Here is a 23,814-nt window from a genome sequence, read left to right as displayed (position 1 = left end):
ATGGACGCCAACTACTTCGACCTCTCCGACGACACACCCGTGTACGTCATCTCGGTCGCCGCCCAGCTCTCCGGGCTGCACCCGCAGACCCTCCGGCAGTACGACAGGCTCGGCCTGGTCAGCCCGGGCCGCACGGCCGGCCGGGGCAGGCTCTACTCCACCCGCGACATCGTGATGCTCCGCGAGGTCCAGCGGCTCTCCCAGGAGGAGGGCATCAACCTGGCGGGCATCAAGCGCATCCTGCTGCTCGAGAACGAGAACCTCCGCATGCGGGAGGAGATCAACCGTCTCAGGGGCGAGATGGCGATGATCCGCGCGCTCATCCAGTACCAACTTCCCCCGGCGTGAGCGCGACGGCCCACATCCCGCCGCGACCTGCGGCGCCCACCGCGGCAGGTCGCACGGCGCACCCACGCCGGGCCTGCGGGCGCGGACCGCGTCCAGGTCTCCGGCGCACATATAGCGAAGCGGCGCACCACCGCCGGCCTGGCCGGCCCCTGGCGAGCCGACATGCGAGAGAGGCAAGGCAAACGTGGACTACAAGCTGACGCGAAAGAGCCAGGACGCCCTGTCGGGGGCCATGCGCCGCGCCGCCGCGGAGGGCCACCCCGAGATCGCCCCGGCCCACCTGTTCACCAGCCTGCTCGCCCAGACGGACGGCACCGCGGTGCACCTTCTGGAGGCGGTCGGAGCCGACTGGAAGAAGCTGCGCACCGAGGCCGAGCAGCAGCTCGAGAGCCTGCCCAAGGCGCAGGGCGCGACGGTCAGCGCGCCGTCCTCCTCCCGCCAGCTCCTGGTCGCGATCAACACCGCGGCGGCCCGGGCCAAGCAGCTGGAGGACGAGTACGTCTCGACCGAGCACCTGCTGGTCGGCCTCGCCACCGACGGCGGCCCGATCGCGCAGCTGCTCAAGTCGCAGGGCGCGGGCCCGAACGCCCTGCTCGACGCCTTCGAGAAGGTCCGCGGCCACGCCCGGGTCACCAGCGAGAGCCCGGAGGACACCTACCGCGCGCTGGAGAAGTACGGAGTCGACCTGACCGAGCTGGCGCGCGCCGGCAAGCTCGACCCGGTCATCGGCCGCGACAACGAGATCCGCCGCGTCGTCCAGGTGCTCAGCCGCCGCACCAAGAACAATCCCGTGCTGATCGGCGAGCCCGGCGTCGGCAAGACCGCCGTGGTCGACGGCCTGGCCCAGCGCATCGTGGCCGGCGACGTCCCCGAGAGCCTGCGCGACAAGCGCCTGGTCTCGCTCGACCTCGGCGCGATGGTGGCGGGGGCCAAGTTCCGCGGCGAGTTCGAGGAGCGGCTCAAGGCCGTGCTCAACGAGATCAAGGAGAGCGACGGCCAGGTCGTCACCTTCATCGACGAGTTGCACACGATGGTCGGCGCGGGCGCGGCCGAGGGCGCGATGGACGCCGGCAACATGCTCAAGCCCATGCTCGCCAGGGGCGAGCTGCGCATGATCGGCGCGACCACCCTCGACGAGTACCGCGAGCGCATCGAGAAGGACCCGGCGCTTGAGCGGCGGTTCCAGCAGATCTACGTCGGCGAGCCCACGGTCGAGGACACCATCGCCATCCTGCGCGGGCTCAAGGGCCGCTACGAGGCGCACCACAAGGTGCAGATCTCCGACAGCGCTCTGGTGGCCGCCGCCACCCTCTCCGACCGCTACATCACCGCGCGCTTCCTTCCCGACAAGGCCATCGACCTCGTCGACGAGGCCGCCAGCCGCCTTCGCATGGAGATCGACTCGCGCCCCGTCGAGATCGACGAGCTGCAGCGGGCCGTCGACCGGCTCAAGATGGAGGAGCTCGCGCTCGCCAAGGAGACCGACGAGGGCAGCATCCAGCGCCTCGAGAAGCTCCACAAGGAGCTCGGCGACCGACAGGAGGACCTCGACGCCCTCGTGGTCCGCTGGCAGAAGGAGAAGGCCGGGCTGAACCGGGTCGGCGAGCTGAAGAAGCAGCTCGACGAGGCACGGTCGGCGGCCGAGCGCGCCCAGCGCGACGGCGACTTCGAGGCCGCGTCCCGCATGATGTACGGCGACGTGCCGCGCCTTGAGAAGGAGCTCGAAGAGGCCAGCGCCCAGGCGCAGCCCGAGGATCCCATGGTCAAGGAGGAGGTCGGGGCCGACGACATCGCCCAGGTGATCTCCGCGTGGACCGGCATCCCCGCCGGGCGCCTCCTGGAGGGCGAGACCGCCAAGCTGCTCCGCATGGAGGACGAGCTCGGGCGCAGGCTCGTCGGCCAGCGCGAGGCCGTGCAGGCCGTCTCGGACGCCGTCCGGCGAGCCCGTGCGGGCGTGGCCGACCCCGACCGCCCGACCGGCTCGTTCCTGTTCCTCGGCCCGACCGGTGTCGGCAAGACCGAGCTGGCCAAGGCCCTCGCGGACTTCCTCTTCGACGACGAGCGCGCGATGACCCGCATCGACATGAGCGAGTACGGCGAGAAGCACAGCGTGGCCCGCCTGGTCGGCGCCCCGCCCGGCTACATCGGCTACGAGGAGGGCGGCCAGCTCACCGAGGCGGTACGCCGCCGGCCGTACACCGTGGTGCTGCTGGACGAGATCGAGAAGGCCCACCCCGAGGTCTTCGACATCCTGCTCCAGGTGCTCGACGACGGGCGGCTCACCGACGGGCAGGGCCGCACGGTCGACTTCCGCAACACGATCCTGATCCTGACCTCCAACATCGGGTCGCAGTACCTCGTCGATCCCCTGCTGGACAGCTCGACCAAGCGCGACAAGGTCATGCACGCCGTCAGGACCTCGTTCAAGCCGGAGTTCCTGAACCGGCTCGACGACGTGATCCTGTTCGACGCCCTCGGCTCGGAGGAGCTGTCCCAGATCGTCGATCTGCAGGTGGCGAGGCTCGCACGACGGCTGTCCGACCGGCTGCTGACGCTGACCGTCACGCCCGCGGCGCGCGACTGGCTCGCGCTCACCGGATACGACCCGCTGTACGGCGCGCGGCCGCTGCGCAGGCTCGTGCAGTCGGCGATCGGCGACAAGCTGGCCAAGAGCCTGCTGGCGGGCGACGTGCACGACGGCGACGAGGTCACCGTCGATCTGGACGAGGCCGGGGACACCTTGACGGTCCAGGCCTCCCGGTAAGGATTTCCCCAGCATTGGGTTAACGACCCGCCGACGACGAACCTCCCTGGCTACCTTCAGTGCTCGTCCAAGCACCGAAAGTAGTCAGGGAGTCTTCATGCGTACTTCACTCAATATCCGGGGAGCCCTCGCGGTCGCCGTGGTCGCGGCCGGCGCGAGCTGGCTCGGAACGGGCAGCGCGGTCGCCGAGGCGCCCTGCCAGAGCGGACCGCCGGCCACGCTGGGGTCGGTGGGCGCGCCGTACGCCTGTGAGGAGCTCGCCGACCTCCCGGCTCCGTACGCCCCCGGACATGGCCGTTACAGCGGCGGCGACCCGCTCATCGGCATCGAGCACATCGGGCGCTCCTCCGGGCTGCCGTCGAACACCACCACCGTGATCGGCCTGGCCGACCTTCCCGCCATCGAGTACAGCACCGATCTGCCGTACTTGGTGAACGACTACCCCGTCACGCACGGCGGCGTCATGCGGTACGACGACCGGCCCGCTCCCAGGGGTGCCGCCTATTCGGATGTCCCGGACGCCCCCGCTCTCGACGCGGCACCGGTGATCCCCAGCGCCTCCGTCGACGCCCATGCCGTCCCCGCCCCGGCCGCGGAGCCCGCGAAGCCGAGCGACGCGGTCACCGCCGACGTCCAGAAGCTTCCCTCCGTCGACACGACCCTGACCGGCGTGCGCGTCCGCTGACGAGCGAGACGCCACCGTTCACCGTGCGGGCCGTGAGACTTGGGGGTCGCGGCCCGCACGGCCCTGTCAGGTGTGCGGATCAGCAGGAGACGTCGAGGAGCGCGTCCAGGTCGTCCTCCGGGAGGCCGAGGTCGACGCGGATGCGATAGCGCGTACGCAACAGCGCCTCGCGCGTGCTGCCCGCGCCGTCGCTGGCGAGGACCCCCTCGGTGGCCCACTCGTGCGCTCCATGGGGGTCGCCATAGGCGAGCAGGGTCTCGGCGACGTTCAGCGCGGTGCTCGGGTCCACCCGGCCGTCGGCTCTGATCGAGTCGACAAGCTGCTTGGCCTCGTCGGGACGGTCGAGCTCGAACAGGGTGTCCGCGATACCGGCCCGTGGATCCACGTTCACCTCGCCCCCGTCGTCGAGCGCTCGCTGGAAGCATTCGAGGGCTCGCGCCGGCTGGCCCGCCTGCCGCCACTCCTCCGCGGCGAGCACGAGGATCGCGGCACGGGACACCTCTCCTGACGCGTAGGCGCGCGCCAGATCATCGAGTCGCCCTGCCAGAGCCCCGTGATCGTCGTGCAGGAGCACCTGTTCAAGCAGTCGATCTAGCTGATCACGTGTCACATGTGCCACAAGACGAGGTTACCGAGCCGCGCTCCACTATGCGCGAACAACAGCAGGCATTGCTTCGGCACTGATTCGCACATGTTTGACTACGGTCCGTGTGTCGTGCGAGACGAGCGGGCATATTCGCCTCGCCTCGAAGGTCATACACGCCGTTCGAAGGAGCTGCGATGGGCATGTCCTGGCAGACGACCTTCGCCCTTGCCTGCGCGGCGGTGTTCGCCGTTCTCGTTCCCGGGACCCTCGGGTACACCACGGCCCGGCTCGAAACGGCCCACCAGCAACGGCAGGAGCTGATCCGGTTGCGAGGCGAGCTGCAGTCGGCGCGGCAGACGATCAGCCAGGTGTCGGCGCCGTGCAAGCTGGACGCCAGGGGCACCGGCTCCGGCGCTTCGCCGGCCTCCGAGTCGGACGCCTTGCTGTCGCCCGAGACCGGGATACACCGGGCACCTCCCCAGGCCAAGTCGGAACGGTCCGCGGACTACGGGCGGACCGGCGGCATCCCACCCGATTTCGATCCCGGCTCCGGCCTGCCGCCACCGGATCAGGAATAGTCCCGGGGCGCGCGCAGGACCTCACGCAGCCGTACGGCGAAGGCCTTCGGATGGGTCGTCAGGCCGTTGTGCCCGCCCGGGAACTCCACCATGGCGACGCCGAGGAGCCGCGCCAGCTCCTCGGCGCACCGGTAGTCGAAGAACCCGCGCCGGGAGGCGCGTCCCGCCGCGGGCACCACGCGCACGGAGGCGGCCTTCAGGGCGATGACGTCCGCGGCCTCCAGCCGGCAGCGGCGTATCGCGGGGATGTCGTGCGTGAAGAAGAAGTGCATGTTCGCGATGCGTTCCCTGGACAGGGGCGCGGGCAGCTCGGCATCGGGCTCCCGGTCTTCCGTGGCGCCTCCGGTGATCTCCGCCAGCTTCGTGAAGGCGGCGCCCCACCCTTCGGTGCGGTAGGTCTCCTCCAGCCCGTCGAAGACGCGCTCCGACAGGGCCCTCGCGGGCTCGGGCAGCAGCCGTACCGCGGGCGGCTCGTGAGTGACCAGCGTGCCGACCTGATCGGGATGACGGATGGCCACCGACAGCCCGATGAGACCGCCGAGACTGGAGCCGAGCAGGATCGCGGGGCCGGCGGTCACCGCCGCCAGCAGGCGATGGACGTCGTCGGCATGCGTCTCCATGGTCAGCTCCGCCGACGGATCGTCGACCGTGCTGCGTGACAGCCCCCGGCGGTCATAGGTCACCACCGTGTACTCGTCCACCAGCCCGTTCACCAGCCCGCCGGTACGCCCCGCATCCCCCTCGCCGCCCTGGAGCACCAGCAGGACCGGCCCCGTTCCGCGCACCTCGTAGTGGATCCGCGCCCCGGGAACCGCCACCAGACCACTCGTCATGTCGCTCATCGACTTCCCCCCGCGGGATCAGTACCCGATTCGGTGGGTCAGGCCACGGCCTTCGTTCCGCTCCGTCGCAGGAGCGGGACCAGGACGCAGGCCACGGCCAGGTGCATCAGGGTCAGAATGATCTTGGTGCCTGGCGTCGCCTCCACGTAGACGAGGGGGACGAAGGACACGGCCAGCATGGCCAGGGCGAGGATCGTCCAGATGGTGTGAGCGCGGCGGGTGAACCGCTCCAGGGCGGCCAGCACACCCCAGCCGAGCAGGGAGAACACCAGAGTGAATGCGAGGACCGCGGTCAGGCTGACGGGACCGGCGGGCTGGCCGTTGTGCGGGTCGACCCACAGGTCGATCCCGAGGATCCGGGCGACCAGCCACAGCAGGCTGGTGGCCGCCACCGCTCCGGCGACGGCGATCGCCCTGACGCGCCAGGCCGAGGGGGCGCCGGCGATGGGCTGGGGCGTGCGGGTTTCCGTTGTCATGTCGTGCTCCTTGAGATCGTCGAGTGGCCGCCGGGAGGACGGGTCGTCTGGGTCGCTTCGCGTGCGGGTCCCATCGGTCCCATCCGGTTTCGGACATGCCGAGAACAGGCGGCACACACGGAGGGGGAGAAGTTGATCGTTCGGTTCGTAATCGACCGTACGGCTACCGGGGAAGACATCCAATGCGTGTGAATCTCGCGTTCATACGCCATCGTCTCCGGTCGCGCATCCGGGGATATGCTCGCCGCATGGACGTGCTGAGCGACGTGATCGCCACCATGCGCACCGGCGAGCCCCGCTCCGCGCTCGTCGAGTGGCACGCCCCCTGGGGGCAGCGCTACCCGCCCGTTCCGGGCGCGGGCTTCCGGGTGGTCCTCCAGGGCACCTGCTGGCTGATCCCGCAGGACGGCGCCCCGATGGCGCTGAGTCCTGGCGACGTGGTGCTGCTGTCCAGCGAGCACTGGCACGGCCTGGCCGACAGCCCCTCCACCCCGCTGAACGAGGCCGCCTGCGAGCCGCGCGACGACTCCGGCTTCGAGCGGCGCTACGGGGCCCCGCCCGCCGGCCGCCTCCGGGAGGACGGTTCCGGCGCTGTGGCGGTCACCCTCTGCGGGGCGTACCAGCTCGACCGCGCCCGGGCGCATCCGCTGCTCGGCGAGCTGCCCGAGATCATCCACCTGCCGACCCGTATGGGCCTGCACCCCGAGTTGCGCGCCGCCGTCGACCTGCTCGGTGGAGAGCTCGCCGACCCCCGCCCGGGAGCGGACGCGATCGTGCCCGCGCTGCTCGACATGCTGCTGCTCTACATCCTGCGAGCGTGGTTCGACCGGCAGCCCCACCATGGCACCGCGACCGGCTGGGCGGCGGCGCTCAGCGATCCGGCGATCAGCGTGGCGCTGCACGACATCCACAGCGACCCGGCACATCCGTGGACCGTCGAGGAACTGGGCGCGCGGGCCGGGCTGTCACGCGCCGCCTTCGCCCGCCGGTTCGCGGCGCTGACCGGCCGGCCGCCGCTCACCTACCTGACCTGGTGGCGCATGACCACCGCCGCGCGCCTGCTCCGCGACTCCGACGCGCCGCTCAACGCGGTGGCCGAACGAGTGGGCTACTCCTCGGAGTTCGCGTTCGCCAATGCGTTCAAGCGGGAGTACGGCACCGCCCCGGGCAGGTTCCGCCGCAGGTCACGCCCGGAGAGGGTGGTCACGACCCCGGCCTGAGGGCTCAGGGCCGTCGGGGCGGGCGGCACGCTGGGCGCGGAGCTGGCTCGACAGGTATTCGCGGATCAGCCGCTTGGCCTCCTCGACCAGCGGCGGCCAGCCCATCGCGTCGCGGCGGAACGCCAGCGCGAGCACCGCGCCCCCCGCCTCGACCGCGACGGTGAGGCTGAGGTCGAGCTCCTCGCTGTCGGCCATGCCGAACTCCTCGAGGATCAGCCCGCGTAACCTCCCCGCGATCACGGTGTTGTTCTCCGAGACCGAGTCAAGCAGGTTGAGATCGACCGCGTCGCCGAATCGCAGCGACCGGAACCCTGGAACGGTCCTATGCATGTCGACGTACTCGTCGATGATGGCGTCCACGGCGTGCCACCAGCCGGTGTAGTCCTCCGTCATGAAGCGCCGGCCGACCCTGGCGATGAACAGCTCAACGTTTCTCCTGGTCAGCGCCAGGGTGATCGCTCTTTTGTCGGGGAAGAACTGGTAGACCGATCCGATCGCGACGTCGGCCCGCTCGGCGATCCGCGTCGTGGACAGGGACTCGTAACCGATCTCGTCGAGCAGTTCGGCGCAGGCGTCGAGCATGCGCTCGACGCGGCGCGCGCTGCGTCGTTGCGATGGTCTGCGGCGCAGCGGTGCCTGTTCGTCGTCGCAGTGGTCAGTGGGCATGCCGGACACAAGTTCATCTTGCCCCTTCGGCGCCCTGCGGTCAGTCCTTACCGGCCAGTCGTCCCATATCGGAATCGGTCAGCCGGGCGATGCTCCGCAGCAGCCCCGGGGAGATCCGCGACAGCGCGTACCCGACCTTGCCCTCGGTGTTCACCGGGACGACGGCGGTGTTGTGATGGACCGCACGCAGGATGTGGGCCGCGACCCGCTCCGGGGGGTAGCCGCGCCGGCGGAGCGCCTCCTCGGCCATGGACCGGTCGCCTCCGAGGTAGGTGGCGTTGCCGGCGATCGCGGTGGAGGTGAAACCCGGGCAGATCGCGGTCACACCGATGCCCTTGCCGGCCAGTTCCGCGCGCAGGCAATCGCTGAGCATCTTCACCGCCGCCTTGGACGTCGAGTAGGCGGGCAGCGCCCGTGACGGGGCGAAGGCGGCCAGCGAGGCGATGTTGACGATGTGCCCGCCCTCGCCACGCTCCACCATCTGCCGCCCGAAGAGCCGGCATCCGTGGATGACGCTCCAGAGGTTGACGTCGAGGATGCGCTTCCAGTCGGCCACCTCGTGGTCCAGGAAGGGCCCGGCGACGGCGATGCCGGCGTTGTTGACCACGACGTCGGGCGTGCCGTGCTCGTCCCGTACGTAGGCGGCGAACCGCTCCATTTCATCGGCGGCGGAGACGTCGACCTGACAGGCGTGGGCGGTCCCGTAGAGGCGGCCGATCTCCCGGGCGGTACGGCGGGCGGCGTCGAGGTCGATGTCCGCGCAGATCACCTCGGCCCCGTGGGAGGCGAAGGCTCGGGCCGTGGCGCGGCCGATGCCGCTTCCCGCTCCGGTGACCACGACGAGGCGCTGGTCGTACGGCTTGCGCCCTTCGGCGACCCGCGCGCGCAGGAGCTCTCGGGAGGGTTCGGCGCCGTCCTCAATGTGGCGGGCGAACTCGCCGATCATGCGGGCGACCGGGCCGGGGTGGCTGCGCTGGGCCCAGTGCCCCGCGGGGATCTTCCGGTGCCACATGCGCGGCACCCACTGGTGCAAGGAGGCGAGCAGCTTCGGCGAGACGAAGATGTCCTTCTCGGCCTCGATGAGCTGCACGGGCACCTCGACGTACGGCTCATTCGCGGCATCCCGGGGGGCGAACATGTTGGCCCGGTAGAGGTTGACCCCGTTCGTCCCGTCCTGGATGAGGGTGTCGGCCGGGTGGCCGTCCCGGGGCTGGATGCCCTCCGACAGCCGCATGAGCCGGGTGAGCGTCCGGGGCACCACGGTGCGCCAGGCGAGCTCGGGGGCTCCCGGCGCCTGGAACGCCGCTATGTACCAGGACCGCATGGCCTGCCCGGCGGCGTCCCGCTTGTCCGCGTGCTTCATGAAGTACGACGCCTGGTCCAGACCGGGACCACCGAGGGAGGTGAACGAGGCGAACCGCCGCGGGAGCCTCCGCACGGCCTCCCATCCCTGGATGGATCCCCAATCATGACCGACGAGGTGCACCGTGTCCTTGCCGATCGCGTCGAGCACGGCCGCGAGGTCGTCCACCAGGTGATCGAGGGTGTACGCATGCCCCTCACTCGGAGCGGAGGACCGGCCCGCTCCCCTGACGTCGTACCGGACGACGTGGAAGTCCGAAACGAGCAGGTCGGCGACCTCGTCCCACACTCGATGGGTGTCGGGGTAGCCATGGATCAGCAGCAGTGTGGGCCTCGCCGGGTCACCCTGCTCGATGAGCGCCAGCCGTACGTCGCCCGCGTCGATGAACCGCATACGTCCCACTCCACACCCTGGAAGGCTATTGGACAATCTGTCCAAATATAGGACGCCGACCTGGTTCCGGAAAGGGTCGCCAACGGGTCAGGGCTTGGCACGCAGCCCGGCGCAGCCCCGCAGGGCCTTCCAGCTCGCCAGGGCCTGCTGCCGGGCGGTGCCCGTCACGGGAACCGGGATGCCCCCGTTGATCCGTGCCGGGGTCCACTGGTCCTTGAGCACCTTCCGGCCGTTGATCGTGAGCGTCAGCACGCCGGTCGAGCCGGTCTCCGGGCCGGAGTTGTAGAAGACGAAGTTGCCCATGCCGTAGTTGACGTAGCGGCCCTTGAGATAGCCGCTGCCGAGCAGGATGTGGGCGTGCCCGCCGACGATCACGTCGGCGCCCGCCGCGATCAGCTTGGGCGCGAGGTCGAGCTGCGCGGCGTTCGGGCACTTCTGCAGCTCGGTGCCCCAGTGGAGATGCACGATGACGGTGTCGGAGGTCTTCCGCGCCTGCCGCACGGCCTGGATGAGCCGCTGCTGGTTCTTCGCGGAGGCCAGCCCGCCCTTGCTGTCGGTGGCGGTCCAGGACTGGATGAACTCGGCGTCGAGCACCTGGGTCGCGCCGATGATCGCCACCCGGTTGTTGTTGACGGTCTTGCGGAATGGTTTGTACGCCTCAGCGGCGTTCTTGCCGATGCCGACGATCGGGAACCTCGACCGGCGGATCGCCGCCAGGGAGTCGCGCAACCCGCTCTCCATGTAGTCCATGCCGTGGTTGTTGGCCATGGAGGCGACGTCGATGCCCGCCGCTTTGAGCGCGGTCAGCGCGGTCGGGGGCGCGCGGAAGGTGAACTGCTTGCCCGGGGCCGGAGTGCCGCCCTGGGTGATGGCGGTCTCCAGGTTGACCATCGCCAGATCGGACCGCCGCAGCACCGAGGAGATCGGGCCGAAGGCGGTGCGGGGCGCGGCGAGGCGGTTCCTGAGCTGGCCCTCGAAGTGGACGTCTCCGCCGAAGGAGATCGTGAACGGCTTGCGCTGCGGCTTCGCCTGCGTTGTCGCCGGCGCGGAGGCCGAGCCGGTCGAGCCGGTGCCCTTGGCCGCCGGCGCGGACGACTCCGCGGCGGAGCACGCCGGCACGGCCGCGAACAAGATCGCCAGGACGGCGGCAATGACATGCCGGCCATGTGAACCGGCGGTAGAGATCTTCGTCGAGTGGGGACGGGCAGGGGTGACGGAGTGGCTTCTCATCGCTCCAAGAGCATGCCATCTTCCTCCCGCACATGGACACCACCACCACAGATCGATCGACAATCGGCCGACCTGGATGATTCCTTTACTTGAATGATTCAGGTTTACCGTCTAATGTGCAGGTCGTGGGGGATGTCGACCGGCTTCGTGGTGCCGGGTTGCGGGTGACCGCGGCTCGGGTCGCCATCATGCACACCGTTCGAGAGGGAGACCACCTCGACGTGGACTCCATCTATCGCAGTGTGCGCGGGCGAGTCGGCCACGTGTCCCTCCAGGCCATCTACGACGGGCTGCACGCCCTGAACCGAGCCGGGCTTCTCCGGAAGATCGAGCCGATGGGCAGTCCGACACGCTATGAGGCCAGGGTGGGCGACAACCACCACCACCTTGTCTGCCGCAGGTGCGGCATCGTGACCGACGTCGACTGCGCGACCGGGGCCGCCCCCTGCCTGGATCCCGTGGACGCCGCCGGATTCATCGTCGAAGAGGCCGACGTGATCTATTGGGGCATCTGCCCCGGCTGTCACTCCTTGAGCTGACCTGACATTCCGCAACTTCACGGAGTCAAGGCCGCGCCGGCCGTACTCCGTCAACGACGACCCCGGAGGACCGCGCGATGACCGATCGGCCCATAACGACCACGGATGCGGGCATTGCCGCACCGAGCGACGAGTTCTCGCTCTCCGTTGGACCCAACGGCCCCCTGCTGCTGCAGGACCACTACGTCATCCAGAAGATGGCGCAGTTCAACCGTGAGCGAGTCCCCGAGCGCGTGGTGCACGCCAAGGGCGGCGGCGCGCACGGCATCCTCCAGATCACCGAGGATGTCAGCCAGTACACCAAGGCCGGCCTGTTCCAGAAGGGCAAGGAGACCGACCTCTTCCTGCGCTTCTCCTCGGTCGCGGGCGAGCTCGGCAGCCCGGACACCCAGCGCGACCCCCGCGGTTTCGCGATCAAGTTCTACACCGACGAGGGCAACTACGACATCGTCGGCAACAACACGCCGATCTTCTTCATCCGGGACCCCTCGAAGTTCTCGGACTTCATCCACAGCCAGAAGCGGCGCGCGGACACCAACCTGCGCGACCACAACATGCAGTGGGACTTCTGGACCATGTCCCCCGAGTCGGCCCACCAGGTCACGTTCCTCATGACCGACCGTGGCACGCCGAGCAGTTGGCGGCACATGCACGGCTTCGGCTCGCATACGTTCCTCTGGTACAACGCGGCCGGCGAGAAGTACTGGGTGAAGTACCACTTCAAGACCGACCAGGGCGTCGCGAACTTCACCGACGCCGAGGCGGGCGCCGTGATCGCGCAGGACGCCGACCACCACATCCGCGACCTGCACACCGCGATCAAGAACGGCGACCACCCGTCGTGGACGGTCAACGTGCAGATCATGCCGTTCGAAGAGGCGGCGGACTACCGCTTCAACCCGTTCGACGTGACCAAGGTGTGGCCACACGGCGACTACCCCGAGATCACGATCGGGAAGTTCACCCTCAACCGCAACCCGGTGAACTACTTCGCCGAGGTGGAGCAGGCCGCCTTCGAGCCCGCCAACCTCGTCCCGGGCATCGGCGCCTCCCCGGACAAGATGCTCCAGGGCCGGCTGTTCTCCTACCCCGACAGCCACCGCTACCGCATCGGGGCCAATTACCTGCAGCTCCCGGTGAACCAGCCGAAGTCGCCCGTCCACAGCTACAACAAGGACGGCGCGATGCGCTACAGCAACCCCGGCGACCCGGTGTACGCGCCGAACACCGCCGGCGGCCCCGCGGCCGACCCGGCCATCTTCGCGGGCGAGAACTACCAGATCGCGGGCGAGATCATCCGCAGCGCCTACCAGAAGCACGCGGAGGACGACGACTTCGTCCAGCCGCGCGCCCTCTGGGAGAACGTCCTGTCCGACATCGACCGCGCCCACCTGGTCGGCAACATCGTCGGCCACGCCTCCTCCCCGGAGGTCACCGGCGAGATGAAGAAGCGCGTCGTGGAGTACTGGACCAACGTCCACAAAACCCTAGGCGACCACGTAGCCACCGGCCTCGGCCTCACCTGATCCCCTCCACACCCACCACGGCCCGCCCTTCCCTCTAGGAAGCGCGGGCCGTACGGCTTTCAGGTGGCCGATCGAGGCGTCCCCCCGATGGACGTTCACACCCCTCACCGATGGGTGATGTACCAAGCCGCCACCGTCGCCACCAGTGGAACGCTCACCATGACCAGCCACTTCACGAGATAGAGCAGCATGTGCCACCAGGTCCCTCTCGCGGCCACACTGCCTTCGAACTCGTAGTGCCACGCCAGCAGCTTCAACCGGTACTCCTCCGCTTCGGGGCCGTACACCTCGTAGCGCACATGCGAGCGCAAGAAGCCGCGATCGATGGAGAGAACGACACGGTCAGAGGACGGGTCCTCGGTACGGAGCCCACCCGCATCCACCTGGACCGAGGTGAAGCCCGACGCGATCAGGTTGTTCTTGATCCAGTTCAGGTACCGCTCGATCAGACTGTGACCGGGCAGGACTAACCCGAAGGAGCGACTGACCGACGCTCGCGAGGGGGGCTTCTGCGTCATCGACATCCCCTGGGATCCACCGTGCAGGTGTAACTTGCATCTGAATTTGCAGTGTACTTGACACCGTTTATACCCACATAGCTTGTGATGATGCTTGCACGGTGAATGATCCCGCGAGAGGCGCTAGCTGATCACCCATAGGGGATAATGATGTTTATATGCCCTAAATAGGCATAGGTCTGGACAATTTTCACGCAGGCCTCATGTAGCACGTTTGTGCCACTAGTTCACTGGTCACGCACATATCGGGGCCCCATCCATTTACGGATGGGGCCCCGAAGTCCATAACTCAACCGCTCGACCGAGTCTTGTTCAAGGTACTGGTGAACACTTTCCACTCGGCTATTGGGAAAGCGAGGATGGGGCCGCCAGGCTTCTTGCTGTCACGCACAAGAGCCTGGACGGGGTCGAATCTGACCTCCACGCAGTTTCCGTTCACGCTGTGAGAACTTCTCCGCCAGAGCCCGCGCCTGTTGTCCGTAACGGACATACGTGACCTCCACCCCCAAAGACAGCAACAGGAGTACTTTCATCATGAAGGCCGGTCACATGGGATGCAAGGCTAGGGCTGACCTAGTGGGACAGTCATCACTTAATGTGATCGATGAACGCCAGCCATTCCCGACGGGGAACGCGGAGGAGAGGCAGGTCAAGAGCCTTGCTGTCTCGGACTCCCACCTGGTCCCCGCCTATGGATGCCACCTCCACACAGTTTCCGTTCGCGCTCCAACGACTCTTGCGCCAGACATGACCGCTACTATCCGTAGTTTTCATCATGATCTTTCCTTTATGGCATGACGCCGGCATCGCACCGCGCTCCCGATGAAGCGACCGTTACTGCCAGCGTTCCGAAATTGTCCGTATTAGTTGCTGCGACGCCGCCTCGTCAAGTGAAATCCTCAGAAGATGATCAAATGCGCGTTCGTACGCGTACACCTGCTCAACGTCCTCGACAAACCGCGCTCCGAAGAACTCTTCTAAGTACACCGTGTCGGGGAAGTCGGGAAATTTGAGATGTAGAAACGGGCCCGTGGGTATCGGAAGAGGGGTGTCCTGGGCCAGAATCCTCAACTCGACGTGCTCGAGCTTCGAGACCTTAACAAGGTGGTCAAGCTGCTCCCGCATAACATGGGTGTCTCCGAACTGGCGTCGTAACACCGACTCTTCGATCACCGTGATCAAGTGGAGCGGTTGCGAGCCGTTCAGCAGGTGCTGCTGCCGAGCCATCCGCGCCACCACCCGCTGCTCGACCCATATGCGCGGGATCTGCACGATCGGTTGCATGGCCGCCATCAAGGCGTACGCGTAGTCGCGCGTCTGCAGGAGGCCGGGTATCACCTGAGGCTCCCAGTTGCGCACCAGGCTAGCCTCCGCCTCCCGGTCCACCAGATCTAAAACCGTCGGCGGTAAGGCACCGCGGTACTCCTCCCACCAACCTTTTTGGAGCGCACCCCGGCGAAGTTCGAGCAACTGCTGCCGCACATTGCGATCGGCGCTGTACAGCCTCAGAAGATCCTCGACGTCCTTCTCTGTGGGGAACGTCTTGGCGTTCTCGATGCGGCTCACCTTGGCGGCCGACCATTTCAACCTCGCCGCCACATCGTCACCGAGCAAGCCGACGCTCTCACGTAACCGCCGGAGCTCTCGGCCTAGACGTGTTCGACGCAGAGAAGGACTACCACGCTCAGACAACCCGGCCTCCTCGTCGAGACGTCAGGTGGTCCACGCAGCAATCATGGTCTCCACCAGCATCAACATACTAGTGCAAGTTACATTGGCAATTGCAGCGTACCGAGGAGATCATTATTAATTCGTGGCCAAGAGGTGCAGAACTAGAGGCGTGCCAAGGGACATCTGGGGGTTTCCGCAAGATCGAGTAGGTGGGACCCCACGTTCGCACACGGAGACAACGGGCAGCTTGCCGCGGCCTATCGCTGCGGCTGGCGACGTTCCGCGCGCATGACTGCCCGGGGTTCGGGCCGCTCATCGGTCTGGTGGCGGCGCCCGCCACGCTAAAGGAGGACGAAAGCAGTTCTGGCGCACTTCTAGTGCGGCTAGTCACCACATCGCATGGAATGGCCGTTCCTCCACACGTCCTTCACACCAAGCAAGGTGTCCAGCAGCCCTCTCGATCCCCGACCCCTGCGGATGAGAGACGGCGCTGTCCTCTGCCGGTCGGGATTTGCTCGAAGCGCTGCCAGACCCCGAGCGCATGATCACCGGCCACCGGTGAGGTGCCCGCCTCAGGTGCGCTGTGCTAGTCCGCCCAACCCTTTTCTTTGACTCCTGCGACAAAAACGGCCCATTGCCCCTGGGAGACGATGACGATGGGGCCCGAGTGCTGTCTGCTGTCGCGGAGGGCTATTTGGGCTTTGGGGAGGTGGGCTACCTCGACGCAGTTGCCGACGGAGCTGTGGGTGCTCTTCCTCCAGGTGACGCCAGACAGGTCCACTGAGGATGCCATCCGCACTCCTTCTCAGGTATACGTGAAAGTCTTTCAACAATGAGCGCGGAGGGCGGATCTTGCAAGATTGCAGTTCTGGAGCGCGACGACGCCTGGGGAAGAGCCGGGCCGAAGGCTGGCGCGGGGGAAGAGCCGGGCCGAAGGCTGCCACCTCGCGGCCCGGCGGGGTCGAGATACTCACATCTCGGAACCATCAAAGGGCGTCTTTGATCGCGCCACCACCGTACCAACCCGGTCCCGGATTCTCAGGATTTGTGGCCACAGCCTCCTCATTCGGTCTGACCACGCTGGTGCCCGACCTCCCATCGGTCCGACCATGTGGTTCTCGACGCGCCCAGCGCGCGGAGGCGAGGGCCGCGAATGGAGGCGGCCGTATGGAGGTCAAAGGTTACGAAGCGCTCTTTCCCTGCTTGTGGGCTGTGTCGTGGAGCGTGGTATTTCGTGACGTCTGAGGTAATCGCTGGCGAAGTCCTTCCATGGGACCCTCGGGGCCGGTAAAGATGAGTTCACCCCTCGAACTCAGGAGGCCCATCCGTGCGTACCGCGCATCGAACATGCCCGCTCTGTGAGGCTGTCTGCGGCCTGACGATCACCCTGGACGATGACGACCGTGTGACCGGCGTGCGCGGGGACGACGCCGATCCCTTCAGCAAGGGGTTCATCTGCCCCAAGGGCGCGAGCCTCGGAAGGCTGGACGAGGATCCGGACCGGCTACGCGAACCGCTGATCCGCGAGGGCGGTGAGTGGCGGAAGGCGAGCTGGGAGGAGGCCTTCGCGGTCGTCGAGCGAGGGCTCGCCGCCGTTCCTGGGCCGGCACGCGGGGTCTATCTCGGCAATCCCAGCGCTCACACGATGGCGGGAGCTCTGTACGCGGCACCGCTGATCCGTAGCCTCGGCACCCGGCAGATCTACTCCGCGAGCACCGCCGACCAGATGCCCAAGCACGTGTCGGCGGGCCTGATGTTCGGCCACCCGCTCACGATCCCGGTGCCCGATCTCGACCGCACCGACTACCTGCTCATGCTCGGCGCGAACCCGCTGGAGTCGAACGGCTCCCTCTGCACCGCCCCCGACTTCCCCGGCCGCCTCAAGGCGCTGCGCAAGCGCGGCGGGCGCCTGGTGGTCGTCGACCCGCGCCGTACGCGCACCGCCGCCCTGGCGGACGAGCACGTCTTCGTCCGCCCCGGCACGGACGCCTACCTGCTGATGGGCATCGCCCACACCCTCTTCGCCGAGAAGCTGACCAACGTCCGCGTGCCGGTGAACGGGCTGGCCGAGGTCGAGGAGGCGGTGGCGGACTTCACGCCCGAGGCCTGCGCGGCCGCGTGCGGGGTCCCGTCGGAGCAGATCGTACGGCTGGCACGCGAGCTGGCCGCGGCCCCCACGTCCGCCGTGTACGCCCGCATCGGCACGTGCACGGTCGAGTTCGGCACGATCGCGCAGTGGATGGTCGACGTGATCAACGCGCTGACCGGCAATCTGGACCGTCCCGGTGGCGCCATGTTCGCCCGTCCCGCCACCGAGGGCCCGCGGCGGAGCAAGCCGTACGCCAGGGGGCGCTGGCACAGCCGCGTGCGGGACCTGCCCGAGGCCAACGGCGAGCTGCCGGTGGCGACGCTGGCCGACGAGATCGAGACGCCCGGCGACGAGCAGATCCGGGCGCTGATCACGGTCGCCGGCAACCCGGTGCTGTCGGCGCCGAACGGCTCACGGCTCGACCAGGCCCTGTCCCGGCTGGAGTTCATGGTCAGCGTCGACCCGTATCTCAACGAGACGACCAAGCACGCGCACGTCATCCTTCCGCCGCCCCGGGTCATGGAGGCGGTGCACTACGACTTCGCGCTCACCGGCTTCGCCGTGCGCGACTACACGCGCTACTCGCCGCCGGTGCTCGCCCTCGAACCGGGACGGCCCTCGGAGGGGGCGATCCTCGCGCGGCTGGCCATGATCGCGTCGGGTCAGGGCGCGAGCGCGGATCCCGCGGCGCTCGACGAGCTCATCCTCGACCAGATGCTGCGCAAGGCGACGGACACGCCCGGGTCACCCGTCGAGGGCCGGGACCCGGCGGAACTGCGCGCCCTGCTCACCGGGTCCACCGGCGCCGAGCTGCGGCTGGACGCGATGCTGCGCCTTGGCCCGTACGGCGCGTGGGGCGGGCGTCAGCCGTACGGCGAGCAGGCGGGCGGGGAGCCGGCGGCTGGCGAGGCCGGGCCGGATGGGACCGCCTCCTCGAACGGACACGCGGGTGCCGACGGTGACGCGGGCCTGACGGGGGACCCTAGCCTCGCGAACCTGCCCGGAGACGCGGGCCTGACCGGGGATGGGTTGTCGCTGGCGCGGTTGCTGGAGAGTCCGCACGGCATCGATCTCGGGCCCCTCAAGCCCCGCCTTCCCGGGATCCTCAGCACCGCCTCAGGAGCCATCGAGCTCGCCCCCGAGCCGATCCTGGCCGACGTCGTACGGCTTCGCGAGGCGCTGGGCAGGCAAGCGGGCGGCTTCGTGCTCATCGGGCGGCGGCACCTGCGCTCCAACAACAGCTGGATGCACAACGTGGCCCCCCTGGTGGGCGGCACCAACCGCTGCACGCTCCAGATCAACCCGCGGGACGCCGCCGAGCTCGGCCTGGCCGAACAGGCGGTGATCCGTTCTGCGACCGGCGAGCTGACCGTACAACTCGAGCACACGGACACCATCATGCGAGGGGTGGTGAGCCTCCCGCACGGCTGGGGGCACGCCGGCACGTCACAGCTCGTCGCCGCCAAGAACGCCGGGGTGAACGCCAACGCGCTGACCGACGAGTCGATCGTCGATCCGCTGTCCGGGAACGCGGTGTTGAACGGCGTCCCGGTGACGCTCTCACCGGCCTGATCGCAAGCCGGGGCGCCCGGCCTGGGCAAATCCGGGCGCTTCCGGTAATAGGCTGTGGCGGGTGACCACCGTGCCCGATAAGGAACGTCTGCTGGCCCAGGTCGGTTTCGCCGTTGAAATCGACAAGTTGAAGCGTGTGCTCCGCCGCAACACCTTGATGGACGGCTCCCGCAGGGAGAACGACGCCGAACATTCGTGGTACGTCGGGATGCTCGCCATGGTCCTCGCGGAGCACGCGCCGCCCGGCACCGACCTCGACCGTGTCACGGCGATGCTGCTTGTGCACGACATCGTCGAGATCGACGCGGGGGACACCTTCGTCTACGACCTGGCGGCGATCGAGGTCCAGGAGAAGGCCGAGCGGGCGGCGGCCGACCGCATCTTCGGGCTGCTCCCGCAGGATCAGACCATCACGCTACGAGCCCTCTGGGACGAGTTCGAGGAGCGTGCGACTCCCGAGGCCAGGTTCGCGAAGGCTCTCGACCGGCTGGCCCCGATGATGGCCAACCACCACAACGAGGGCGGAAGCTGGGTGCGCCACGGGGTCACGGCCGATCAGGTGAAGGAGAAAGTCGAGATCATCCGGGAGGGCTCACCGGCCCTGGGCGCCTACGCCACCGAGATCATCGAGCTGTCGGTGGCGCGGGGTCACCTGAGCCGGGGCCGTGCTTAGTCCTCTTTGCGGTGTTCTCTTCGGCTCTGGGGGGTAGGTCCCCTAGGGCGAGAGGGGGCGAAAGTGGAGGAAACTTCGAAGGCCATCAACTCGCGACGCCGCACGCTCAGGGACTCCCTGGGCCTCGGTCGTATGTCGCTGCCGGTGGGCCTCACCGACCGCCTTGAGCACATGAAGGCGATCGACAAGGTGGTCCTCCCTGTGGCCAAGGCGATCCGCCGGAAGCTGCCGTCGGGGAGCCCGATCAGGGACATGCTGCACGGGGTGCCCACGGGACATCCCCTCCACCCTCCGCTGGCGACCATCAGCCTGGGCTGCTTCACGGCGACGGCGGTACTGGACCTCATCGACGTGGACCCCCGGGCGACCCGCGCCGTGCTGGCCACGGGGATCGCCGGGGCCATCCCGGCCGCCGCCGCCGGGATCACCGACTGGTCGGTGCTGCACCTGGAGCAGCAACGGGTGGGATTCGTCCACGCGCTGGTCAACATCGCCGCGCTCGGGCTCTACTCCGGGTCGCTCGCGCTACGGATGTCCGGCAGGCACCAGGCGGGCCGCGCGCTCGCGTTCGCCGGTCTGAGCGCCGCGGGGCTGGGGGGCTATCTCGGCGGGCACCTGGCCTACCGTATGGCGGCCGGGCCAAGCCACGCCGAGCAGACGACGCACCTGGTCCCCCTCGGCTGGCACGACCTGTGCCGGCTGTGGGACCTGCCCGACGGGCGTCCGGTGTCCCGCCGGCTGGGATACATCAACCTGTTCGTCCTGCGCCACGGGGCCCAGGTCAAGGTCCTCACCGACCGCTGCTCGCACCTGGCCGGCCCGCTGCACCAGGGCCGGCTGCAACTGGAGAACGACGAGGCGTGCGTCGTCTGCCCGTGGCACGGCAGCACGTTCCGGCTGGAGGACGGCGCGGTGGTCCACGGCCCCGCGACCGCGCCGCAGCCATCGTTCGAGGTCAACGTACGCGGTGACGGCATCGTCCAGGTCCGTCCCCGCCAGGCCTGACGGCGGTCTGCCCGAGCGGGACCGAGGACTGGAAAGGCGAGGGGTCACTCGTCGGCGCGGTCCGCGGCGGGGTGCTCCACCAGTGCCAGAATGCGGCTCGCCATGAAGCGGGCCGTACGCACAGCCGTGCCGCTTCTGGTCACCTCGCTGACCTCGACGAGGCCTCTGCGGTTCGCGATGTCGACCCGGCGCCCGGCCTTCGTCGCCACCATTTCGTACGTGCGCGGAGTACCGCCCGCGTCTATGACGATCTCGACCCGGTCACCCTTCATATCCAGATAAATACCCACTAGTGGGTTCGGTTAGCCGTACACCAGTTTGATAATCGCGACGATCCCGACGCACACGATCAGCACACGCAGCGCTCCGGCCGGTAGCCTGCGTCCGACCCGCGCGCCGAGGAAACCGCCGACCAGGGAGCCCAGCGAGACGAACAGCACGGCCCACCAGTCGACCGGGGCGATCAGCGCGAACAGGATCGCCGCCGTGGAGTTCACCAGCAGCGACAGCACGTTCTTTGCCGCGTTGATCCGTTGCAGGTGGTCGTCGAGGAAGATGCCGAGCAGGCCGATCAGCACGACCCCCTGCGCGGCGCCGAAGTAGCCGCCGTAGGCCCCGGCGGCGAGCACCCCCAGCCACAGCCACGGCCCGCCGTGGGGATGCGGCCGGTGCTGCTTGGACAGCCACGCGTTGAGCCGGGGCTGCGCGATGACCAGCACGCAGGCGAGCGCGATCAGGATGGGAACGATCACCTGGAAGGCCTTCTCCGGCAGGGAGAGCAGCAGCAGTCCTCCCACCAAGGAGCCGAGTACCGAACCGGCGCCGAGCCTCAGCAGCCGCTCGCGCTGGCCCTTGAGCTCGTTGCGGTAGCCGAGCACGCCGGTCACGCCACCCGCCACGAGCCCGACGTTGTTGGACACGTTCGCGACGATCGGCGGGTACCCCAGTGCGAGCAGTGTCGGAAACGTGATCAGCGAGCCCGATCCGACAACGGCGTTGATCCCCCCTGCCGCGACCCCGGCCGCGAGGATCGCGACCACCTCCCACGGTGTCAACATGCCACCTTTCGTACGGCTGCGCCCGATATTAGGCGGCAACCGTACCCGGGAACGCGGAGCTCACCGCGCGGGAGGACCATCCTTTGGCTGGGGGAACAGTCCGCCCAGGCCTTCGAGGACCTTGCCCATCTCGGACGGGATGATCCACAGCTTGTTGGAGTCGCCTTTGGCGATCTCGGGAAGGGTCTGCAGATATTGGTAGGCGAGCAGCCGCTGGTCGGGGTTTCCCTCGTGGATGGCCCGGAACACCATCGCGATGGCGTCCGCCTGGCCCTTGGCCCGCATCGCCTGGGCCTCCGCGTCGGCCTGGGCGCGCAGCACGGCCGCCTCCGCCTCACCACGCGCCTTCAGGACGGCGGCCTGCCGCTCGCCCTCCGCCGTGAGGATGGCCGACTGCTTCGAGCCCTCGGCCGACAGGATGGAGGCCCGCTTGTCGCGGTCGGCCCGCATCTGCTTCTCCATGGAGTCCTGGATGGAGGCCGGGGGGTCGATGGCCTTCAGCTCCACCCGGTTGACCCGGATGCCCCACTTGCCGGTGGCATCGTCGAGCACCCCACGAAGCTCGGAGTTGATCTCCTCGCGGGAGGTCAGCGTGCGCTCCAGATCCATGCCGCCCACCACGTTGCGCAACGTGGTGACCGTCAGTTGCTCGACACCGGTGAGGAAGTTGGCGATCTCGTACGTGGCCGCCTTGGGGTCGGTCACCTGGAAGTAGATCACCGTGTCGATCGACACGACCAGGTTGTCGGAGGTGATCACCGGCTGCGGAGGAAAGGACACGACCTGTTCCCGCAGGTCGACGGTGGTCTTCACCCCGTCGATGAACGGCACGACGATGTTGAGGCCCGGGGTGAGCGTGCGGTGGTAACGCCCCAGCCGCTCGATGATGAACGCCTGCGCCTGCGGAACGATGCGAATGGTGCGGTATAACGCGAAACCAGCGATGGCCACCACGACCATGGCGACGACAAGCTGAGTCATGACCCACTCCGACCCGACGAATTCGATGAGCCCCGGGCCGGAATGATATTTGGTTTTCCCTTTACGTGGTCGTGAACCGCGCAGGTGGATCGCACGGATCAGGGATCGCCCGCCACCCCGACGGTTTCCCCATCAGCCGGGCAGCGCCCGGGCGTACCACCGGCCGTCGGTGCTGCGTTCGAGGCTGAGGGGCACCCCGAACGTGCGGGAGAGGTTGTCGGCGGTCATGACGTACTCGATCGGCCCCTGGGCGACCACGGATCCGTGCCGGAGCAGCAGCACGTGGGTGAACCCGCTCGGCACCTCCTCGACGTGGTGGGTGACCAGCACCAGGGTCGGGGCCTTCGCGTCGTAGGCGAGCGCGGCCAGGCGGCGGACGAGGTCCTCACGGCCGCCGAGGTCGAGCCCGGCCGCGGGCTCGTCGAGCAGCAGGAGCTCGGGATCGGGCATCAGCGCCCGCGCGATCTGCACGCGCTTGCGCTCGCCCTCCGACAGGGTGCCGAACTTCCGCCTGATCAAATGCGCGCAACCGAGCTGGTCGATGAGCTCCACCGCACGGGTGACGTCACCGGAGTCGTACTCCTCGTTCCACCGGCCGAGGATGGCGTACGAGGCGGTGAGCACGAGGTCGATGACCTTCTCCTCCGGCGGCACCTTCTCGGCCAGCGCCGCGCTGGCGAGGCCGATGCGAGGCCGCAGGTCGAAGACGTCGGTCTGGCCGAGCCGCTCGCCGAGGATCTCCACCGAGCCGTCGCTGGGGTACAGAAGGGCCGCCGCCACCTGCAGCAGCGTCGTCTTCCCCGCACCGTTGGGGCCGATCACGACCCAGCGCTCGTCCTCCTCGACGGTCCAGTCGATGCCCCGCAGCAGGGCCGCGCCATCTCTGCGGACGGCGACGTCCTGGAGCCGAAGCACCTGACCACCCATCCCGAATACCTCCTACATGTTCATGCAGATCAACCCGGTTCATCCGGGTCAACCCGGCTCCACTGGGCGAGTCGCCCCGCCCAGTGTCCCTCCGGACCAAACCT

24 protein-coding genes and 1 pseudogene are annotated in these 23,814 nt (G+C 68.3%); 10 read left to right on the top strand and 15 right to left on the bottom strand.

What is annotated here, in order from left to right; translation table 11 throughout:
* From ABD810_RS40945 to ABD810_RS04500, 3 genes and pseudogenes are all read left to right on the top strand, one after another.
* Positions 1 to 548: pseudogene (locus tag ABD810_RS40945) on the top strand (heat shock protein transcriptional repressor HspR).
* A complete protein-coding gene (gene clpB, locus ABD810_RS04505) occupies positions 533 to 3,112 on the top strand; it encodes an ATP-dependent chaperone ClpB (RefSeq protein WP_344934534.1) in 2,580 nt (859 codons plus the stop codon). Before ABD810_RS40945 ends, clpB begins: the two are co-directional and overlap by 16 nt.
* 97 nt (positions 3,113 to 3,209) lie before the next feature.
* The gene (locus ABD810_RS04500) at positions 3,210 to 3,797 is read left to right on the top strand and encodes a hypothetical protein (protein WP_344934531.1); all 588 of its coding nucleotides are present in this window, start codon (positions 3,210 to 3,212) and stop codon (positions 3,795 to 3,797) included.
* Between the two features lie 79 nt (positions 3,798 to 3,876).
* Here the strand turns inward: ABD810_RS04500 and ABD810_RS04495 are convergent, their stop codons facing one another.
* Complete coding sequence (locus ABD810_RS04495; RefSeq protein ID WP_344934528.1) at positions 3,877 to 4,407, bottom strand: tetratricopeptide repeat protein; 531 nt, start codon at positions 4,405 to 4,407, stop codon at positions 3,877 to 3,879.
* A gap of 176 nt (positions 4,408 to 4,583) precedes the next feature.
* Between ABD810_RS04495 and ABD810_RS04490 the strand changes: the two genes are divergently transcribed.
* Positions 4,584 to 4,961 carry a hypothetical protein gene (locus ABD810_RS04490; RefSeq protein ID WP_344934525.1) on the top strand — a complete coding sequence of 126 codons (378 nt, stop codon included), beginning with the start codon at positions 4,584 to 4,586 and terminating at the stop codon, positions 4,959 to 4,961.
* Here ABD810_RS04490 and ABD810_RS04485 read toward each other — a convergent pair.
* Together ABD810_RS04485 and ABD810_RS04480 are read right to left on the bottom strand one after the other, a co-directional pair.
* Positions 4,952 to 5,803 (bottom strand): alpha/beta fold hydrolase, encoded by an 852-nt coding sequence (locus ABD810_RS04485; protein WP_344934523.1) that lies wholly within the window; start codon positions 5,801 to 5,803, stop codon positions 4,952 to 4,954. The genes ABD810_RS04490 and ABD810_RS04485 overlap by 10 nt on opposite strands.
* A gap of 38 nt (positions 5,804 to 5,841) precedes the next feature.
* The gene (locus ABD810_RS04480) at positions 5,842 to 6,279 is read right to left on the bottom strand and encodes a DUF6069 family protein (protein ID WP_344934521.1); all 438 of its coding nucleotides are present in this window, start codon (positions 6,277 to 6,279) and stop codon (positions 5,842 to 5,844) included.
* Positions 6,280 to 6,527: 248 nt separating this feature from the next.
* On the opposite strand from ABD810_RS04480, the gene ABD810_RS04475 reads away from it, so the two are divergent.
* Positions 6,528 to 7,499 carry an AraC family transcriptional regulator gene (locus ABD810_RS04475; protein WP_344934519.1) on the top strand — a complete coding sequence of 324 codons (972 nt, stop codon included), beginning with the start codon at positions 6,528 to 6,530 and terminating at the stop codon, positions 7,497 to 7,499.
* Here the strand turns inward: ABD810_RS04475 and ABD810_RS04470 are convergent.
* The 3 genes from ABD810_RS04470 to ABD810_RS04460 all read right to left on the bottom strand — a co-directional run bounded on the left by ABD810_RS04470 (position 7,464) and on the right by ABD810_RS04460 (position 11,151).
* Positions 7,464 to 8,165 (bottom strand): TetR/AcrR family transcriptional regulator, encoded by a 702-nt coding sequence (locus ABD810_RS04470; protein WP_344934517.1) that lies wholly within the window; start codon positions 8,163 to 8,165, stop codon positions 7,464 to 7,466. The genes ABD810_RS04475 and ABD810_RS04470 overlap by 36 nt on opposite strands.
* Positions 8,166 to 8,205: 40 nt before the next feature.
* Complete coding sequence (locus ABD810_RS04465) at positions 8,206 to 9,921, bottom strand: SDR family oxidoreductase (RefSeq protein ID WP_344934513.1); 1,716 nt, start codon at positions 9,919 to 9,921, stop codon at positions 8,206 to 8,208.
* 87 nt (positions 9,922 to 10,008) lie between these two features.
* Positions 10,009 to 11,151, bottom strand: a complete 1,143-nt coding sequence (locus ABD810_RS04460) for a CapA family protein (RefSeq protein WP_344934511.1) — start codon at positions 11,149 to 11,151, stop codon at positions 10,009 to 10,011.
* Between the two features lie 125 nt (positions 11,152 to 11,276).
* Here ABD810_RS04460 and ABD810_RS04455 point away from each other — a divergent pair, with 125 nt between their 5' ends.
* Together ABD810_RS04455 and ABD810_RS04450 are read left to right on the top strand one after the other, a co-directional pair.
* Positions 11,277 to 11,690 (top strand): Fur family transcriptional regulator, encoded by a 414-nt coding sequence (locus ABD810_RS04455; protein ID WP_344934509.1) that lies wholly within the window; start codon positions 11,277 to 11,279, stop codon positions 11,688 to 11,690.
* Between the two features lie 77 nt (positions 11,691 to 11,767).
* Positions 11,768 to 13,216 (top strand): catalase, encoded by a 1,449-nt coding sequence (locus ABD810_RS04450; RefSeq protein ID WP_344934506.1) that lies wholly within the window; start codon positions 11,768 to 11,770, stop codon positions 13,214 to 13,216.
* A gap of 104 nt (positions 13,217 to 13,320) precedes the next feature.
* Here the strand turns inward: ABD810_RS04450 and ABD810_RS04445 are convergent, their stop codons facing one another.
* The 5 genes from ABD810_RS04445 to ABD810_RS04425 all read right to left on the bottom strand — a co-directional run bounded on the left by ABD810_RS04445 (position 13,321) and on the right by ABD810_RS04425 (position 16,198).
* Positions 13,321 to 13,734, bottom strand: coding sequence for a hypothetical protein (locus tag ABD810_RS04445; protein ID WP_344934503.1), 414 nt, complete (start codon positions 13,732 to 13,734; stop codon positions 13,321 to 13,323).
* Between the two features lie 289 nt (positions 13,735 to 14,023).
* Positions 14,024 to 14,224, bottom strand: coding sequence for a DUF397 domain-containing protein (locus ABD810_RS04440; protein ID WP_344934501.1), 201 nt, complete (start codon positions 14,222 to 14,224; stop codon positions 14,024 to 14,026).
* Between the two features lie 98 nt (positions 14,225 to 14,322).
* The gene (locus ABD810_RS04435; protein ID WP_344935408.1) at positions 14,323 to 14,508 is read right to left on the bottom strand and encodes a DUF397 domain-containing protein; all 186 of its coding nucleotides are present in this window, start codon (positions 14,506 to 14,508) and stop codon (positions 14,323 to 14,325) included.
* 60 nt (positions 14,509 to 14,568) lie between these two features.
* Entirely contained in the window at positions 14,569 to 15,426 is an 858-nt protein-coding gene (locus tag ABD810_RS04430; RefSeq protein WP_344934499.1) for a helix-turn-helix domain-containing protein, read from the bottom strand.
* A 565-nt stretch (positions 15,427 to 15,991) separates the two neighbouring features.
* Positions 15,992 to 16,198 carry a DUF397 domain-containing protein gene (locus ABD810_RS04425; protein ID WP_344934497.1) on the bottom strand — a complete coding sequence of 69 codons (207 nt, stop codon included), beginning with the start codon at positions 16,196 to 16,198 and terminating at the stop codon, positions 15,992 to 15,994.
* A gap of 534 nt (positions 16,199 to 16,732) precedes the next feature.
* On the opposite strand from ABD810_RS04425, the gene ABD810_RS04420 reads away from it, so the two are divergent.
* From ABD810_RS04420 to ABD810_RS04410, 3 genes are all read left to right on the top strand, one after another.
* Complete coding sequence (locus ABD810_RS04420) at positions 16,733 to 19,066, top strand: molybdopterin-dependent oxidoreductase (RefSeq protein ID WP_344934494.1); 2,334 nt, start codon at positions 16,733 to 16,735, stop codon at positions 19,064 to 19,066.
* Positions 19,067 to 19,127: 61 nt separating this feature from the next.
* The gene (locus ABD810_RS04415) at positions 19,128 to 19,739 is read left to right on the top strand and encodes an HD domain-containing protein (RefSeq protein WP_344934491.1); all 612 of its coding nucleotides are present in this window, start codon (positions 19,128 to 19,130) and stop codon (positions 19,737 to 19,739) included.
* A gap of 63 nt (positions 19,740 to 19,802) precedes the next feature.
* Positions 19,803 to 20,744 (top strand): Rieske (2Fe-2S) protein, encoded by a 942-nt coding sequence (locus ABD810_RS04410; protein WP_344934489.1) that lies wholly within the window; start codon positions 19,803 to 19,805, stop codon positions 20,742 to 20,744.
* Between the two features lie 44 nt (positions 20,745 to 20,788).
* On the opposite strand, the gene ABD810_RS04405 is transcribed toward ABD810_RS04410, so the two are convergent.
* From ABD810_RS04405 to ABD810_RS04390, 4 genes are all read right to left on the bottom strand, one after another.
* Entirely contained in the window at positions 20,789 to 21,016 is a 228-nt protein-coding gene (locus ABD810_RS04405; RefSeq protein ID WP_344934487.1) for a hypothetical protein, read from the bottom strand.
* 30 nt (positions 21,017 to 21,046) lie between these two features.
* A complete protein-coding gene (locus ABD810_RS04400) occupies positions 21,047 to 21,802 on the bottom strand; it encodes a sulfite exporter TauE/SafE family protein (RefSeq protein WP_425566847.1) in 756 nt (251 codons plus the stop codon).
* A gap of 60 nt (positions 21,803 to 21,862) precedes the next feature.
* Positions 21,863 to 22,783: an SPFH domain-containing protein gene (locus tag ABD810_RS04395; RefSeq protein WP_344934484.1), complete on the bottom strand. Its 921-nt coding sequence runs from the start codon at positions 22,781 to 22,783 to the stop codon at positions 21,863 to 21,865.
* 132 nt (positions 22,784 to 22,915) lie between these two features.
* Positions 22,916 to 23,710 carry an ABC transporter ATP-binding protein gene (locus ABD810_RS04390; RefSeq protein ID WP_344934481.1) on the bottom strand — a complete coding sequence of 265 codons (795 nt, stop codon included), beginning with the start codon at positions 23,708 to 23,710 and terminating at the stop codon, positions 22,916 to 22,918.
* Positions 23,711 to 23,814: the final 104 nt, after the last annotated feature.

The organism is Sphaerisporangium flaviroseum, from assembly GCF_039537005.1.
Lineage (GTDB): Bacteria > Actinomycetota > Actinomycetes > Streptosporangiales > Streptosporangiaceae > Sphaerisporangium > Sphaerisporangium flaviroseum.
Note: the sequence above shows the minus strand (reverse complement) of the source record. Positions and strands in the feature narration are given on the sequence as shown.

Excerpts from the sequence above, each read along its gene's own strand:
- ABD810_RS04395 (WP_344934484.1), bottom strand. The coding sequence starts at position 22,783 with ATGACTCAGCTTGTCGTCGCCATGGTCGTGGTGGCCATCGCTGGTTTC.
- ABD810_RS04500 (WP_344934531.1), top strand. The coding sequence starts at position 3,210 with ATGCGTACTTCACTCAATATCCGGGGAGCCCTCGCGGTCGCCGTGGTC.
- ABD810_RS04465 (WP_344934513.1), bottom strand. The coding sequence starts at position 9,921 with ATGCGGTTCATCGACGCGGGCGACGTACGGCTGGCGCTCATCGAGCAG.
- ABD810_RS04405 (WP_344934487.1), bottom strand. The coding sequence starts at position 21,016 with ATGAAGGGTGACCGGGTCGAGATCGTCATAGACGCGGGCGGTACTCCG.
- ABD810_RS04435 (WP_344935408.1), bottom strand. The coding sequence starts at position 14,508 with ATGAAAACTACGGATAGTAGCGGTCATGTCTGGCGCAAGAGTCGTTGG.
- ABD810_RS04450 (WP_344934506.1), top strand. The coding sequence starts at position 11,768 with ATGACCGATCGGCCCATAACGACCACGGATGCGGGCATTGCCGCACCG.
- ABD810_RS04440 (WP_344934501.1), bottom strand. The coding sequence starts at position 14,224 with ATGTCCGTTACGGACAACAGGCGCGGGCTCTGGCGGAGAAGTTCTCAC.
- ABD810_RS04425 (WP_344934497.1), bottom strand. The coding sequence starts at position 16,198 with ATGGCATCCTCAGTGGACCTGTCTGGCGTCACCTGGAGGAAGAGCACC.
- ABD810_RS04475 (WP_344934519.1), top strand. The coding sequence starts at position 6,528 with ATGGACGTGCTGAGCGACGTGATCGCCACCATGCGCACCGGCGAGCCC.
- ABD810_RS04445 (WP_344934503.1), bottom strand. The coding sequence starts at position 13,734 with ATGACGCAGAAGCCCCCCTCGCGAGCGTCGGTCAGTCGCTCCTTCGGG.
- ABD810_RS04400 (WP_425566847.1), bottom strand. The coding sequence starts at position 21,802 with ATGTTGACACCGTGGGAGGTGGTCGCGATCCTCGCGGCCGGGGTCGCG.
- ABD810_RS04480 (WP_344934521.1), bottom strand. The coding sequence starts at position 6,279 with ATGACAACGGAAACCCGCACGCCCCAGCCCATCGCCGGCGCCCCCTCG.
- ABD810_RS04485 (WP_344934523.1), bottom strand. The coding sequence starts at position 5,803 with ATGAGCGACATGACGAGTGGTCTGGTGGCGGTTCCCGGGGCGCGGATC.
- ABD810_RS04490 (WP_344934525.1), top strand. The coding sequence starts at position 4,584 with ATGTCCTGGCAGACGACCTTCGCCCTTGCCTGCGCGGCGGTGTTCGCC.
- ABD810_RS04460 (WP_344934511.1), bottom strand. The coding sequence starts at position 11,151 with ATGAGAAGCCACTCCGTCACCCCTGCCCGTCCCCACTCGACGAAGATC.
- ABD810_RS04470 (WP_344934517.1), bottom strand. The coding sequence starts at position 8,165 with ATGCCCACTGACCACTGCGACGACGAACAGGCACCGCTGCGCCGCAGA.
- ABD810_RS04390 (WP_344934481.1), bottom strand. The coding sequence starts at position 23,710 with ATGGGTGGTCAGGTGCTTCGGCTCCAGGACGTCGCCGTCCGCAGAGAT.